Origin of the sequence: Succinivibrio sp. (assembly GCF_045124615.1) — a bacterium.
Classification (GTDB): Bacteria; Pseudomonadota; Gammaproteobacteria; order Enterobacterales; family Succinivibrionaceae; genus Succinivibrio; species Succinivibrio faecicola.
This window is the reverse complement of record NZ_JBGVMC010000313.1, coordinates 1-14,568: the sequence shown is the minus strand read 5'-3', so window position 1 is coordinate 14,568 and position 14,568 is coordinate 1. Positions and strand designations below refer to the sequence as shown.

General features: G+C 37.4%; 14 protein-coding genes and 2 pseudogenes. 3 read left to right on the top strand and 13 right to left on the bottom strand.

From position 1 onward, the window contains the following. From ACJML3_RS08245 to ACJML3_RS08215, 7 genes and pseudogenes are all read right to left on the bottom strand, one after another. The coding region (locus ACJML3_RS08245; RefSeq protein ID WP_406022257.1) for a phenylalanine--tRNA ligase subunit alpha at nt 1–693 on the bottom strand (693 nt) is incomplete at its 3' end. Between the two features lie 178 nt (nt 694–871). After that, the gene (gene rplS / locus ACJML3_RS08240) at nt 872–1,225 is read right to left on the bottom strand and encodes a 50S ribosomal protein L19 (protein ID WP_219936684.1); all 354 of its coding nucleotides are present in this window, start codon (nt 1,223–1,225) and stop codon (nt 872–874) included. Between the two features lie 35 nt (nt 1,226–1,260). Continuing rightward, a complete protein-coding gene (gene trmD, locus ACJML3_RS08235; RefSeq protein ID WP_219936682.1) occupies nt 1,261–2,004 on the bottom strand; it encodes a tRNA (guanosine(37)-N1)-methyltransferase TrmD in 744 nt (247 codons plus the stop codon). 1 nt (nt 2,005) lies between these two features. Further along, nucleotides 2,006–2,536 carry a ribosome maturation factor RimM gene (gene rimM, locus ACJML3_RS08230; RefSeq protein WP_406022254.1) on the bottom strand — a complete coding sequence of 177 codons (531 nt, stop codon included), beginning with the start codon at nt 2,534–2,536 and terminating at the stop codon, nt 2,006–2,008. Nucleotides 2,537–2,677: 141 nt separating this feature from the next. After that, a pseudogene (rpsP, locus tag ACJML3_RS08225) lies at nt 2,678–2,911 on the bottom strand (30S ribosomal protein S16); the annotation flags it as partial. Between the two features lie 171 nt (nt 2,912–3,082). Continuing rightward, complete coding sequence (ffh, locus tag ACJML3_RS08220) at nt 3,083–4,468, bottom strand: signal recognition particle protein (protein ID WP_406022252.1); 1,386 nt, start codon at nt 4,466–4,468, stop codon at nt 3,083–3,085. 109 nt (nt 4,469–4,577) lie between these two features. Next, nucleotides 4,578–5,312 (bottom strand): tetratricopeptide repeat protein, encoded by a 735-nt coding sequence (locus ACJML3_RS08215; RefSeq protein ID WP_219936671.1) that lies wholly within the window; start codon nt 5,310–5,312, stop codon nt 4,578–4,580. 303 nt (nt 5,313–5,615) lie between these two features. On the opposite strand from ACJML3_RS08215, the gene ACJML3_RS08210 reads away from it, so the two are divergent. The 3 genes from ACJML3_RS08210 to ACJML3_RS08200 are packed head-to-tail and all read left to right on the top strand — an operon-like array spanning nt 5,616 to nt 8,706. Further along, a complete protein-coding gene (locus tag ACJML3_RS08210; RefSeq protein WP_219936668.1) occupies nt 5,616–6,791 on the top strand; it encodes an FtsX-like permease family protein in 1,176 nt (391 codons plus the stop codon). A gap of 3 nt (nt 6,792–6,794) precedes the next feature. Beyond that, complete coding sequence (gene lolD / locus ACJML3_RS08205) at nt 6,795–7,472, top strand: lipoprotein-releasing ABC transporter ATP-binding protein LolD (protein ID WP_219936665.1); 678 nt, start codon at nt 6,795–6,797, stop codon at nt 7,470–7,472. Further along, nucleotides 7,465–8,706, top strand: a complete 1,242-nt coding sequence (locus tag ACJML3_RS08200; RefSeq protein ID WP_406022249.1) for an ABC transporter permease — start codon at nt 7,465–7,467, stop codon at nt 8,704–8,706. Before lolD ends, ACJML3_RS08200 begins: the two co-directional genes overlap by 8 nt. Nucleotides 8,707–8,793: 87 nt before the next feature. On the opposite strand, the gene thiI is transcribed toward ACJML3_RS08200, so the two are convergent. The 6 genes and pseudogenes from thiI to glgC all read right to left on the bottom strand — a co-directional run. After that, nucleotides 8,794–10,257 (bottom strand): tRNA uracil 4-sulfurtransferase ThiI, encoded by a 1,464-nt coding sequence (gene thiI / locus ACJML3_RS08195; protein WP_406022247.1) that lies wholly within the window; start codon nt 10,255–10,257, stop codon nt 8,794–8,796. 59 nt (nt 10,258–10,316) lie between these two features. Further along, a complete protein-coding gene (locus ACJML3_RS08190; RefSeq protein ID WP_406022245.1) occupies nt 10,317–11,003 on the bottom strand; it encodes a peptidylprolyl isomerase in 687 nt (228 codons plus the stop codon). Between the two features lie 134 nt (nt 11,004–11,137). Further along, entirely contained in the window at nt 11,138–11,719 is a 582-nt protein-coding gene (locus ACJML3_RS08185) for a hypothetical protein (RefSeq protein ID WP_406022243.1), read from the bottom strand. Then, nucleotides 11,712–12,854 (bottom strand): 1-acyl-sn-glycerol-3-phosphate acyltransferase, encoded by a 1,143-nt coding sequence (locus ACJML3_RS08180; RefSeq protein WP_406022241.1) that lies wholly within the window; start codon nt 12,852–12,854, stop codon nt 11,712–11,714. Before ACJML3_RS08180 ends, ACJML3_RS08185 begins: the two co-directional genes overlap by 8 nt. A gap of 63 nt (nt 12,855–12,917) precedes the next feature. Further along, nucleotides 12,918–14,291 carry a dGTP triphosphohydrolase gene (gene dgt / locus ACJML3_RS08175; protein ID WP_406022239.1) on the bottom strand — a complete coding sequence of 458 codons (1,374 nt, stop codon included), beginning with the start codon at nt 14,289–14,291 and terminating at the stop codon, nt 12,918–12,920. Nucleotides 14,292–14,361: 70 nt separating this feature from the next. Beyond that, nucleotides 14,362–14,568: pseudogene (gene glgC, locus ACJML3_RS08170) on the bottom strand (glucose-1-phosphate adenylyltransferase); the annotation flags it as partial.

Below are 14,568 nucleotides of genomic sequence, written 5' to 3'. Positions count from 1 at the left end.
TAAGAACTCATTTAATACACCCTTTAATTCAGCAAATGAGGTATGCTCTTCAACTAGAAGGCCTTCAACCTGATGGAACATTGGGGTATGGGTCATATCATAGTCATTACGATATACACGACCTGGAGCGATAATTCTGATAGGTGGTTTTTGAGTTTCCATTGTACGCACCTGAACAGAAGATGTCTGTGATCTTAACAGAAGACCGTTCTCAACTGAGAATGTATCCTGTGAAGAACGGGCAGGATGATTTGGAGGAAGATTTAAAGCATCAAAATTATGATAATCATCCTCAATTTCAGGACCACCTACAACTGAGAAGCCCATTGAACCGAAGATTTCTTTGATACGCTCTATAGTTCTGCTGATAGGATGAATGTTGCCATATTCTCTATGGCGGCCAGGAAGAGAAATATCAACGGTTTCCTTAGATAATTTCTCCTGTAAAGCAGCATTCTCAATGCTTGCTCTGCGCTCTTCAACAGCAGCAACTACAGCCTGCTTTGCCTGGTTGATTAGTGCACCACGTTCTGGACGCTCCTGTGCAGATAACTTTGATAGTTCCTGCATAAAGGAGGCAAAAATACCTTTCTTACCTAACAGATTTACACGAACAGCATCTAACTCTTGTAAATTCTTTGCGTTATTTGCTGCCTCAATACCGTCTAATCTGGCTTGTTCTAACTTATCCATTGATATTTACCAATATTTTGACATTTGACGATTAAAAAAAATTAATACTGCGATTATCTCATTTTTTAGGGATAAATGCCAATTTTTAAGAGGTAAACAAGAATAGATTCTAGTATTATAAAAACGAAAACACCCGGATAAACCGGGTGCCAAATAAAGATTATATTCGTAAAAAGAATTAATTGATCTTCTCGCGAATACGTGCTGACTTACCTGAACGGTCACGTAAGTAGTATAACTTAGCACGGCGAACGTCACCACGACGTGTTACCTTAACTGAAGCGATCATTGGTGAGTTTGTCTGGAAAACACGCTCAACACCTTCACCTGATGAAATCTTACGAACGGTGAAAGATGAGTTTAAGCCACGGTTACGCTTAGCAATAACGTTACCCTCAAAAGCCTGTAAACGGGTCTTATCACCTTCAACAACCTTAACCTCAACACGTACGGTGTCACCTGGGTTGAACTCAGGGATGTCTGTACGGATTTGCTCTTTCTCAAGCTGATCAATAATTGGGTTGCTTGCCATTTTGAAATACCTACCATTAAGTAAAAACAAAAAACTTATTCTAAACCATGCTCTTTTTTATACTCAGCAAGAAGTTTAATTTCTTCCTTAGTAAGAGTACGGTTTTCAAGCAGATCAGGACGCCTTTGCAAGGTTCTTCCCAAACACTGCTTTAAACGCCAAGAACGAATCTTTTCATGATGTCCACTCATCAGAACCTCAGGAACCTTAAGACCGTTGATTTCCTCTGGTCTAGTATACTGAGGAAAATGAAGAAGACCTTTTGCAAAAGTATCCTCATTGGCATTCTGAATGTTTCCTAAAACACCAGGAACCATTCTTGAAACTGAATCGATGATACACATGGCAGGAAGTTCACCCCCTGACAGGACATAGTCACCGACCGAAACCTCCAGATCGACTTCAGTCTGAAGGACGCGTTCATCAATACCCTCATAGCGACCTGCTATAAGAATAATTGAGCCCCAACTGTGGAATTTGGTGACCAGAGAGTGATTTAGCTGCACTCCTTGAGGAGACATGCAGACAACTTTTGTTCCATCCGGTGCTTGAGCTTTTGCTGCCTTGATAGCATCTGACAGTGGCTGAACCTGCATAAGCATACCAGGTCCACCGCCATATGGCTTATCATCAACATTACCAAATTTATCTAAGGTATAATCGCGAGGATTTGTGCAATTGACTGTAATCAGTCCATTTTCACAAGCTCTGCGAGTAACCCCATATTTGGTTACTGCATCAAACATCTCAGGAAAGAGTGTAATTACACCGAAATACATCTTAGTAATCAACACCCCACTCAACCTCAACTGTCATAGCTTCGAGATCAACTGCTTTGACAATTGGGCCCACGACATAAGGAATTAGAAAATCATCATTTCTTTCCTTAGCCAGGTGGTCAGAGGGAGACACTACCATAATAGGAGCAGCTCCATAATCCCTAATTCCCGACACTTTGCCGAGCATTACACCTTCAAGACCATATACGGTGCATCCAACAAGATCCGCAAGATATATGGTACCTTCAGGTACAGGTGGCAGGCTTGAACGCCTGATCCCTATCTCAGCTCCAGCATAAGCTTTCGCCTCCTCTGGAGTTGAGGCCACATCTAATTTAACGATAAAACCGTTACCATGTGGTCTATATTCTTCAACCTGAACCTCGCGCCATTCCATCCCGCGCTGACGTATAAACCATGGCGAGTAGTCAAAAAGGTTCTCAGGTTGGCTCGTAAAAGATCGAACTTTCATCCAACCTTTTACTCCAAATGAAGAGCCTAAAGCTCCCATTTGACGCGGAGTATCTGCCATATTTAGCAGTTATTAAGCCTGTTCAGCCTGTGCAGCTTCAGCCTCAGCCTTTGCCTTAGCCTCTGCAGCAGCCTTACGAGCAGCAACTACCTTAGCGTGCTTCTCTTCCTTAGCTTTTAAAACAGCCTCTTCACCAAGTTCAGCTTCCTTTAAAAGACGCTTTACACGGTCTGATGGCTGTGCACCCTTTGCAATCCATGCATTGATGCTTTCTAAATCTAAACGTAGACGGATTTCTTTACCGTTTGCAACAGGGTTGAAAATACCAACCTGCTCAATGAAACGGCCAGTTGCTGCAAAACGACTGTCTGCAACAATAACGTGATAGAAAGGACGTTTTTTAGCGCCTAAACGACGTAAACGAATGACTACCATTTCGCTAGTACCTATATAAAAATAAAAATCATGACAATTGTGACAATTGTCACCTTACAAAAAACAGTTGCCATATTTTACACTTAATTTCAAAAAAATCAAGTTCTCAAACAAAGAGAGTGAAAAAATAGCAACTGAGAGTTAATCTGACAGAATTTCTGCCAGAAAAAATTACCTTCTAAACAGGTTATTCATTGCGCCCATGCCACCCATAGCACCCATCATACCGCGCATTGCACCTGCCATTTTACGAATACCACCCTTACCCATTTTCTTCATCATCTTTTGGGTCATTTCAAACTGACGTAAAAGAACATTTACCTCATGAACTTCTACACCTGCGCCCATTGCGATTCGCTTCTTTCTTGAACCTTTGATGATCTCTGGATGGATTCGCTCTTTTTTAGTCATTGAGTTGATTATCGCTTCCATATGAGCAATATGCTTATCGTTGACTTTATCTTTTATCTGCTCAGAAATATTTCCCATTCCTGGCAGTTTGTCTAGCAATCCTGTCATACCGCCCATCTTCTTCATCTGAGCGATCTGATCTTTGAAATCCTCGAATGTAAAGCCTTCACCTGACTTTAGCTTTTCAGCCATCTTCTTGGCTTTTTCAACATCAGTATTTCTCTGAAGATCTTCAATTAAGGTAAGAATGTCACCCATATTGAGAATACGAGATGCGATTCTGTCAGGATGGAAAGGCTCAAGGGCAACAACCTTTTCGCCCATACCAATAAATTTGATTGGCTTGCCGGTAATTTCTCTTACTGATAAGGCTGCACCGCCTCTAGCATCACCATCTGCCTTGGTTAATATAACACCAGTCAGTGCTAAAGCATCATTAAATGCCTTTGCTGTATTAGCTGCATCCTGACCTGTCATTGCATCAACAACAAACAGTGTTTCTACAGGATCTGTAAGTGCATGAAGTCTCTTGACCTCATCCATCATTTCTTCATCTACAGCAAGACGACCTGCAGTATCAACAATAAGAACATCATATGCTCTTAACTTTGCTTCTTGAAGAGCTGCTTTTGCAATATCCTCTGGCTTGTCTTTTGGTGAAGATGGATAACAGTCAACATTTATCTCTAAAGATAAAGTCTTTAACTGATCCATAGCTGCCGGTCTGTAAGTATCAACTGATACCATTAAAACCTTTTTCTTGAGACGTTCTTTTAAATATAAGGCAAGCTTTGCAGCAGATGTTGTCTTACCTGCACCCTGAAGACCTGCTAACAGTATTACTGCAGGAGGCTGATGGGCAAGGTTAATCTCTTGTGTTGTACCCCCCATTGTTTCGACTAGTTCAGCATGAACAGCCTTGATGAATTCCTGACCTGGTGTAAGACTTAAAGCAACCTCTGTACCTAAAGTACGCTCTTTAACTCTCTGAGTGAATGATTTTACAACTGGAAGTGCAACGTCTGCCTCAAGCAGGGCAACACGAACTTCTCGAAGAGTATCTTTAATGTTGTCTTCTGTAATACGACCTTTACCGCTTATGTTTTTAAGAGTGCGGTTAAGGCGCTCTGTTAGATTGTCAAACATTAGTAATCCTTAAAAAATTTCTGATAGTTATCAGCATTATAACAGATTATTGTTTTTTCAAAAAACAATGCCTGGATTTGGTCCAGGCATGCAGTATCTTTTCTGTTTTTTATATATCAGGCTCAAAAGCCTCATTTCTTGCAATTACATTCGGAGGTAAGAATTTTTTAAGCTGTGACTCTAAATAAATCTTCTTCATCTGAGAGTATTCATCTTCATACTGGCTGTGGTAAAGCCATGCATAAGCCTCTTCATACAAGGATGGAGAGCCATATCCTCTGATAAGCATATCAGCCCAGTTAAGGCGTGCTGTTTTTGAACCTAATGCAGCAGCTGTGTGCATATACTGTTCTGAAAGGGAGAAACTCTTGTGCATAAAAGTTCCCTTTTCAAAATATTCCGCCATCTGAACCATAGCAGGAGCATAACCATCATCAGCCGCTCTTCTTATGTATCCGAGTGCAAGGTCACGCTCTGCCCTAACACATATTCCCTTAAGGAGCATCTGCCCCCAGGCATACATAAAAACAGGACTCTTAACTAGTCTTGCTCTATCTTCAATATCTGCAGTGAACTGGCATCGGTCCTGCTTTAAAACAATATATTCAAGTTTATTGTTTTCAATGATTGCGTTCATGATATCAGGCGTGTACATATCTGTACTTGCATCTTTAGCCTTATTTGTCATGGACGACATGTCAAAAGACTGCAAAGCATCCCTGGCAACCATTGCTTTTGTACTGGTCACCATATCATATTTTGCTGCATGTGAAGTTAAAGGTGCTGAGAAGCAAGCTAAATTGATAGCAATTGCTATAGCACTGAGCTTAAACAATTTACTCATAGCTTCTCCTCTATTTTCTGTAACATTAATTATAGTACAACTATACGGTAATTTGTTTTTTCCAAAATTGCCACTTGGTATTTTATTAACGGCTTATCAGTAAAAAAGTTTAATTAGGAATGAAAAAATTTTTTTGAAAACAGCATTTTTTTGATTTGCCACATTTTTTCACATATTTGAAGATCTATCGACATATTATTGAGAAGATTTATCTATTGAATAACTGTATTAATAACAATCATAAGTTAGCTCATATTTTCTGTGTGTTACAATTAGTGTGTTTGTATTTAATCTAGAAATAATATGTTTTCATACTTAACCTTTAAAATTGCACTCCAGTACATATTTAGGAGCAAAACTCTTAAATTCGCAAAGTTCGTTGCCTTTATTTCTGTAGCAGGCATTGCTCTTGGCGTGGCAGCACTTATTGTAGATACTGCAATAATGCAGGGATTGCACAGTAATCTTAAGAGCAGAATACTCAGTATCACACCACATATAATTGCAGATAACTTTAAGTCTTCAGATAAGCTTCTTGAATTTGATGATGTTCTTGCTGTATCACCATTCATTCAGGAGCAGGCACTGTTGCAAACTCCAGGTGGGCTTTCATTAGTATATGTTCAGGGCATCGATGAAAATAATTTAAAACTGAAAAATGGAATTTTTAAAAGCGATCTTGATCTTGTAAGAATTCCTAAAAAAGGATCTTATCAGCTCAACGCCATGGCTAGTGTCTATCTTGATAACAACATAAGACTGAACACTCAGGCAAGACTCATCAGCACTATCAACTCAAGATATACGCCTCTTGGTATTACTCCATCTCAGAGAATTTTCACTTTGAAATATTATTTTCCTTCAACAAACACAAACAACAGTATCGCAACTGTAATAGGAAACATTGATGATGTCAGAAGGCTGTTTAGACTTAGAGAAAACAGTTTAAAGCTGAGAATATATACAAAAGACGCATTTAAAATTGATAAGGTAAAACAATACCTTGATAAGAATAATGTTTCATATAATCTCTGGAGTGACTATCAGGGAGATTTTTTCAAGGCAATAGCTCTTGAAAAGGTAACAATGACCATAATGCTAGCTCTCATAATTATTGTTGCAGCTTTTAATATCCTGTCTGCACTATCTATGATGGTTACATCCCGTTTGAATGAAATTGCTATTTTAAAAACAATCGGTTTATCTGACACAAAAATAAAAGGAATATTCATTCTGATGGGGCTTATCGTAGGTGTTCTCGGTACTTTTATAGGTGTAATCATCGGAATACCACTAACATATGCTGTTGTTTCCTACATGAATTCTATGGGAACAATGTCAGCTGTCAGCGCAAGTATCGATATGACAAACCTAATTTATGTTGCAATTGGCTCTATACTGATGAGCCTCATTTTTACTCTGTATCCTGCCTCAAGAGCGGCAAAGGCAGATCCTGTATTGAACTTAAACAGAGGATAAATAATGAACAATCCTTTACTACAAGCTAAAAATATCATAAAAACCTACAATGAAGACAAAATCAGAACAAATGTTCTAAAAGGTGTAAATATTGATATTTATTCAAATGAACTGACAGCAATTGTAGGAAAGTCAGGATCTGGAAAATCTACTTTACTGCATATTCTAGGTACATTAGATAAGGCTGACAGCGGAGAGATTATCTATAAAGGTGAAGAGCTCTTAAAACTTTCTGACAAAAAGAAAGCGGCATTTAGAAATATTCATCTTGGTTTTGTTTACCAGTTTCATCATCTGCTAAGTGATTTTTCTGCACTTGAAAATGTAATGATGCCTATGCTTATTGCAGGTATTAACAAGAATGATGCAAAACAAAGAGCACTTGAGTTACTTGAAAAAGTTGCTTTATCAGAAAAAGCAGATTCAAGACCGTCTGAACTATCTGGTGGACAAAGACAGCGTGTTGCAATAGCAAGAGCTCTTGCAAACAATCCAGAACTAATTCTTGCTGATGAACCAACAGGTAATCTTGATGAAAAGAATGCACAGATGGTTTTTTCATTATTTGAAAAACTTGTAAAGGAAGACAAAATTGCCGTTGTCATCGTAACTCATGACAATTCTCTTAGCGAAAAGTGCGACAGAGTTTATACCATGAAGGATGGTATCATTCATGAGTAAGCTAACCTTTAAATTGGCACTTGGATTTTTAAAATCCAAAAAATACGGGCCTCTTGCAAGGTTTATGTCACTTGCATCTACTTTAGGTATCAGTATTGGTGTATGCTCTCTTATTCTTGGTCTGTCAGCAATGAACGGTTTTGAAAGAGAGCTTAAAAACCGAGTCTTAGAACTGGTGCCTTCAATCACTCTAACATCATATGAACCTGAAGGTTATACAAATATCAAAAATATTGTTTCAACCATAAAACAAACAAAACATGTGATTTCGGTAAATGAAAGTATTGTACTTAAAGGTGCAATAACAGATAGCAGAAGCTTCGTTCCTGCAATGATTATCGGTGTAAATTCTGATGAAAAGCAAAGAGTAATCAACTTTGAAAAATTCACTAAAGAATTCTCTGATGATATTTTATCTAAACCAAAACAGATAATTCTTGGAAATGGAATTGCAAAAAAACTAAATGTAAAAAAAGGCGATACAATTAAGGTAGCTTGTATTGATAAAGCTGATAATGCTTCTGAATTATCAGCTTTTAATATGCAGGATTTTACTGTTGCTGGTGTATTTAAAACAGCAGGTCAGATAGATAACAATTTTGCTTTTATTTCACTTGATGCAGCATTAGAAATGTCAAACAGGGAGTATCCAAATACAATACATATCAAAACAGATGATATGCTGATTGTTAATAATGTAGCTTATGATATTGCTAGAGTAATACCTCAAGAAAGTGAAATTACAACATGGCTTGATACTCATGGAAAACTATACAAAGATATCAATATGATAAGAGGTATTATGTATCTTGCTATGATATTGGTGATTTGTGTAGCTTGCTTTAATATCATCTCCAATCTTGTTATGACAGTAAACGAAAAAAGAAAAGAAATCGCAATTCTCATGACAATGGGAGCTGATAAAAAATTCATTATAAAAACATTTACTCTGATGGGACTACTTAGCAGTTTTAAAGGCTGTACATATGGAATAATTGCAGGAACACTAATATCTCTGTTTACACCATATGTTACTGCAAATTTCGAAAAATGGACTTCAATTCAGCTTCTAAATGAAGATGTCTATTTTATTAACTTTGTTCCTACAGTAATACACATTACAGACATTGCAACAGTAGGATTCTGTGCATTGATAATGGGAACGTTAGCTGCACTCTACCCAGCTGTAAAAGCAGCCAATACAAACATTGTCGAAGAAATTAACAGTAACTGACAAGCTACATTTTACTGTAACAAAAAAGGTGCAATTTACAGTGGTCAGTACAATTGCACCTTTTTCTATGTAGCTTACTTAAAGCAGTTATTTAGCAGGACGCCAAACCTTTACGTTATGGTAGCCCTTTTCTTTTAACTGCTTTGCCTGCATAGTACTCATAACCCCCTGATCGCAGAACAGAGCATAGGTTTTCATGTTATCAAGCTTATTGAATTCTGAAGCAATCTTATAAAAAGGAAGTACAATTACCTCATTTTCAAGATCTTTTAATGGAGCTTTTTCAACATCATCTGGAGCTCTTACATCAATAACCACATCAGATTTCAGAAGATTTTCTACAACCTCAATCTCCGTTTTAAGTTTAGATGTATTTGTTGGAATATCAGTAATATCAACTACCTTCATATTCTCAACAGCCTGCAGTACTAGGCCTTCATCCATTTTTGCCTCTTCTTCTTCAACAAAAGAAGCTGTTGGGCAGACATTTGGATGATCAGATATTACACCACAGTACTCCGGCATGCTTTCAGCAAAACCGATAGTACCGATCTCACGTGACTTATCGATAATATCCTGCTTATCAGCTGTAATTAATGGTCTTATCAGTAGAACATCGCATACATCATCAATATGGGTTAGATTACGTAGTGTCTGTGATGATACCTGACCTAATGACTCACCAGTTACCAATGCTTCAGCATCAAACTTCTTTGCAACAAGAGAGCCTACTCTCATCATCATACGCTTTAGGATCACTCCTCTTACTCCATGATGAGTTCTCTCTAAAATCTGACCTACAATTGGCTCAAAAGGAATAGTTACAAACTTTACACGGTGTGATGAAGCATATCTGTCCCAGATAAAATAACTTTCCTGTTTTACGCCAATTTCGTGTGCTGTTCCGCCCATGTTGAAGAACAGATAATTACCTCTGCATCCTCTATGAAGAACATCATAAGTTGAAACACCTGAGTCAAAACCACCTGAAATTAATGAGAAAACCTCGCCTTGAGAACCTACAGGATAACCACCAATACCTAGATGCTTTTCACCTGAAAGGTATGCAGTCTGGTGCTCAATCTCAATATGAATGAGAACTTCAGGATCTGAAAGGCATACACCTTTGTTTTCAAATGCAGCCTTGAACTTTCCACCGATAACACGTTCAGCCATCTGTGAATTGAATTCATGCTGACCTTTTCTCTTAATTCTAACAGCAAAGGTTTTGCCTATAATTGAAGGGCCAACTTCATCCTTGATAGTCTCAAACAGATCATCAAGAGTTGTAAATGGATATTCATTTACTTCCATAAAAGAATGAATACCAGGAATTCTAGATAACTCAGTTATTGCTCTATCTTTTGATACAGGAGCATCTTCAGTACCAAATACAGCAACTATCTTGTCCCACTGAGCAAATGCGTTTACAGCAATATTATGATGCTTACATACATTTACAATATTCTGTCTAACCAGTCTTATTAAACGATTACGAACTGGCTTACTCTTGATTGAGATTTCAGGAAAAAGTCTGATTATAAATTTCATAATAAAAATACCAAAAAGGCTCCACACAAGGAGCCTGTATTATAAATCATTTTTTCTAATTAGTGGTGATGCTTGCCACAGCAGCAGTGATGTTCACTATCTTCGTCATAATGATGGTGTTTACCGCAGCACTTGTGTTCACCATCCTCATGATGGTGTCCGCCACAGCATTCATGATCATCATCCTCGTGGTGGTGACCACCACAGCATTCATGATCACCATCCTCGTGGTGATGGTGCTTGCCACCGCAGCAGCAGTGGTGATGCTCAGATGGGCAATGGCCGTCTGCATGAGCATGACCGTGTTTTAATTCTTCTTCTGTTGCTTCTCTAACATCATCTACAACAACTAGGAAATTTAAGGTCATACCAGCTAGAGGATGATTTCCATCTACAACAACCTTATCATCAGTAATTTCTTTGATCACAACAGCCATAGGACCGTTTGAGCTGTCTGCTTCAAAAACATTGCCAACAGCGATATCAAAATCACCGAATAATTTTCTATCGATAGTCTGAATCAGGTTCTTATCAATTTCACCATATGAATCTTTAGGCTCTAAGGTAAAAGCAAATTCATCACCCTTTTTATGATCTAGTAATGCCTGCTCAAGACCTTTAATTAAAAAGCCATGACCGATAAGAACGCATACAGGAGCATTAGCTTCTGTTCTGCCTACAACCTGTCCATCAGTCTTAGTAACTGTATAACTGATAGTTGCAACTGTATCCTTGGTAATTTTCATATTAGTTTTTCTCTTATTTTATTCAACTGTTGCTAGATGCTTTATTTGAGCAAAAAGGATTATGTTATAAATAATAAACAAATTCAATACACCAAATGATGTATAGAAACTCTGTTTAATGATATAAAAAAGAATTATCTTTTTGAAAGATTACGTACCATTGGAGACAGACCTGATGGTGCTGCCTGACCATCTTGATTATCCGTATCCCTGATGATTTTAAATTTACCTTTTGCTTTTTTCAGTTCAGACAGAGCTTGCCTATCGAAGTTTCCATCAGAATCAACTATTTTGATATCTCCATTTGAATCTGACTCAAAATTCTTAAGCTCATTCTTGCTATTTTCATTTGCAACAAATGCGATCTTATAACCATCTGCTGATGCATCAAGATTCAATGAATAATATGGCTTTAAAGAATCTGACAACTCTACTACACAGTTGTCAAAGCCCCTGTCTAAGGTTCCACATGTCTGCAGATATTCAACATCAAAAGTAAATTCTTCTAATGCTAGTGTTCTTATCTGTTTATAATCATGTTCAATTGCAGGTAGAACAGTCTCTTGCTGCACAGATTCTACACTCTTTGATCTCTGTACAGTTTTCTTTTCATTGTCTACCATACAGCCACAGATTAGACATCCGAAGGCTACTGACAGACACAATACACGGAAGTAACTAATTTTTCCGTCTGCGTTATAAACAGGATTAAACATTCTTTAATGCATTTTCCTTATTTTTTACTGGAGCTGCATACATTGCTTTGATGCGCTCACGTAAATGCTCTGGATACTGATTGATTCTCTGAAGAAACTTTTCCTTCTCCTGTGATGATACACCAACATCGGTACCTGAACTCAAGAGTGAACTTGGATATAGCTCATAATTTGACCAAATAAATTTGTCAATTATAGCAGCAAGGTCTTCTGCAGTTTCAAAACCATCCTTAATAGGCTCACCTGCAACAAGCTTTACTCTACCCTTATACTCACGAATACCACGAGCGATGGTATCAATATCCTCGAACTGATCTTTCTTGTACTCACCGTTTGTTTCTTTCTGATAAAGCTCATTTGCCTTATTCAGATCGTTAGGATCATATTCGTATGTAATTGAAACAGGGATGATATTAAGTGACTTCATGTATGAAGCAAAATCCATTTTCTTCTGACGGCCATAAAGACCAATCATTTTTAAAACCGCTTCTTCTGTCTTGTCGTTACCATCCTTTGCTCTACCCTCACGCTGTGCAATCCATACAGAATTGCCCTCTTCAATAGATAAGCCAATATATGAGGATAGCTGGTTGAATGCTTTTAGTTTTTCACGGGGAGCCTCAATTGAACGCTTTACAATGAAACTCTTGTTAAGTCTCATAAGTGAGGTTGCAGCTGGCATTCTCAAGAGATTATCACCAATTGCAATTCTTACTGTATCTAACTTAGATTCAAACAGTGCATAGTCAATATAAGCTGGATCTAAAGAAATATCTCTGTGATTTGAGATAAAAAGATAACCTTTATCCTTTTCAAGACGATCAAAACCGACTAGTTCAACACCGTCTGTTGTTTTTTCAGACATATTCTTAACAAAATCAGCTACGATTAACTGAAAATCGCGAATTGTCTTGATATTCTTAATTTTTTTAGACAGATATGCCTTAACAAGAGGCTTTAAGATAAATGAGAATGGCTTGTATGCAACAGGATATCTGAACTTTAGAATACTGTTTAGTACAAGATCATCTGAAATAATCTTCTTAAGCTCGCTTTGAACCTCATCATCACGACATGGTCTGATGTCATCAAAAACAGGATCGTTACTTGTTAGTTTAATCTGATCGTTGCTCATATTTATTTAATCCATACAATTTAATTTGTGCGCTATTCTATCAAAAAAATTGCATAAATTGTGTTAATTGATTCCGTTTAATATCTTGTATTCTGATTCTGCAAAGGTATCTGTCATACCAGATATATAATCTACAATAAGACGTATACGCAGGTAAATTTCACTGAATTTACCAAGTTCAAGACTCTTAAGATATGTTTCTTTATGACGTCTTGAAATTCTTGATGCTATGCGCATACAGAAAGGATCACCACCTTTGGCTAGCAATTCTTTTACAAATACGTCATGTCTTTCAAAAAGCAATGTCTCATAATGTTTTAAAAGACCCTTAATATAGCTTGAACCTGACAGGTCAAGTGTCTGAACTTCAAAGTGGTTATATACCTTCTGATATTCAAAACTCTTAAGCATTTTCAAAACCGTGATACCAGGATAGTATTCGGTTGAAAAATCAGGCTCTCCAGTCTGAATAAAGTAATCTAAATTTGATGCAACAGCTTTTGCAAAATCTCTTATTACATAATATGACACTACATCTCTTAGATAGAATAGAGCCTGAGTTTTGCCTTTACTGAACAGTTTTTCTATTCTTTCAGGGCCTAAAACATCATGCAGCAAAGACAATTCAGGATATGTCTGTAGCTGTTTTGATAAAGAAATGATTGTATGAGGATTTATCAAACCTCTGTCAAAAGCATCTTCAAGATCTGCAAGAACATATGCCAGATCATCTGAATACTCAATTATTGTTGCAAAAGGATGTCTTAAATCCCTCTGACACTGTTCTCTTATTGCATCTAAAAGATCTTTTTCAGATAGGAATACTCCTGCATTTGCATATGACCAGCTAAAATAATCAGATTCAATGCCGTTTGCACTAAACCCCTTTCCATGACCTAAAAGAAGTTCATTTATTGTATTTGGAACCTTTATAACAGAAGCATACTGGCCTAAAGTCAGATTAAGATCCTGAATGGTATGACTTAATCTTAAGCCTTGAGCATTTCCATTGAAAGTCTGTAAATCGTCTTTTTCTGCTTTTGTCAGCTCTGCTCCTACTGATTGATCATTCACTATTTTTTTTAGCCATGTTCTTAACAGAGATTCACCAAAATGACCAAAAGGTGGATTTCCAAGATCATGAAGCATAGAGGAATTATTAAGGCAGTTTAGCATTGACCTTAATATTGGCGACAAATCGACTTCTTTTACTGCATCTACAATTGCAAAGGCAATAAGGCGTGAATATTCTGATACTTCAAGAGAATGAGTCAGACGATTTCTTGAAGCTGCCTTTACATCTAGCGGGAAGACCTGAGTTTTCTGCTGAAGTCTGCGCAACGGTGCGCACATTGAAATCTTTAGGCGGTCCTGTTCTGAACCGAAAGTATAAAGAGGATCAGAATTTAAAAAATTTAAAGTCTGATCCTTGCTCAATACATCTGCTCTAATGCGACTTGCACAAAAGAGCTTTTTGGAAATTTCATCTATTTTCATTAAGTTTTATTTAGTAAGACGGCATTGCTACCGGTGCTTTGTAGTTATCAAAATCCTCAAACAATTCAGGTTCTGTCTGGCGGAGTTTTGCAAGCATTGCTCGTGTTACTAGTGTAACACCACCTTCAGAACGATAGAATCGTCTTGAATCAGCATTATAATCCTCGCCTATAATCATTCCACGAGGAATCTCACATCCTCTGTCCATAACAACCTT

Excerpts from the sequence above, each read along its gene's own strand:
- rplS (WP_219936684.1), bottom strand. The coding sequence starts at position 1,225 with ATGGCAAGCAACCCAATTATTGATCAGCTTGAGAAAGAGCAAATCCGT.
- trmD (WP_219936682.1), bottom strand. The coding sequence starts at position 2,004 with ATGTATTTCGGTGTAATTACACTCTTTCCTGAGATGTTTGATGCAGTA.
- rimM (WP_406022254.1), bottom strand. The coding sequence starts at position 2,536 with ATGGCAGATACTCCGCGTCAAATGGGAGCTTTAGGCTCTTCATTTGGA.
- ffh (WP_406022252.1), bottom strand. The coding sequence starts at position 4,468 with ATGTTTGACAATCTAACAGAGCGCCTTAACCGCACTCTTAAAAACATA.
- ACJML3_RS08215 (WP_219936671.1), bottom strand. The coding sequence starts at position 5,312 with ATGAGTAAATTGTTTAAGCTCAGTGCTATAGCAATTGCTATCAATTTA.
- ACJML3_RS08210 (WP_219936668.1), top strand. The coding sequence starts at position 5,616 with ATGTTTTCATACTTAACCTTTAAAATTGCACTCCAGTACATATTTAGG.
- lolD (WP_219936665.1), top strand. The coding sequence starts at position 6,795 with ATGAACAATCCTTTACTACAAGCTAAAAATATCATAAAAACCTACAAT.
- ACJML3_RS08200 (WP_406022249.1), top strand. The coding sequence starts at position 7,465 with ATGAGTAAGCTAACCTTTAAATTGGCACTTGGATTTTTAAAATCCAAA.
- thiI (WP_406022247.1), bottom strand. The coding sequence starts at position 10,257 with ATGAAATTTATAATCAGACTTTTTCCTGAAATCTCAATCAAGAGTAAG.
- ACJML3_RS08190 (WP_406022245.1), bottom strand. The coding sequence starts at position 11,003 with ATGAAAATTACCAAGGATACAGTTGCAACTATCAGTTATACAGTTACT.
- ACJML3_RS08185 (WP_406022243.1), bottom strand. The coding sequence starts at position 11,719 with ATGTTTAATCCTGTTTATAACGCAGACGGAAAAATTAGTTACTTCCGT.
- ACJML3_RS08180 (WP_406022241.1), bottom strand. The coding sequence starts at position 12,854 with ATGAGCAACGATCAGATTAAACTAACAAGTAACGATCCTGTTTTTGAT.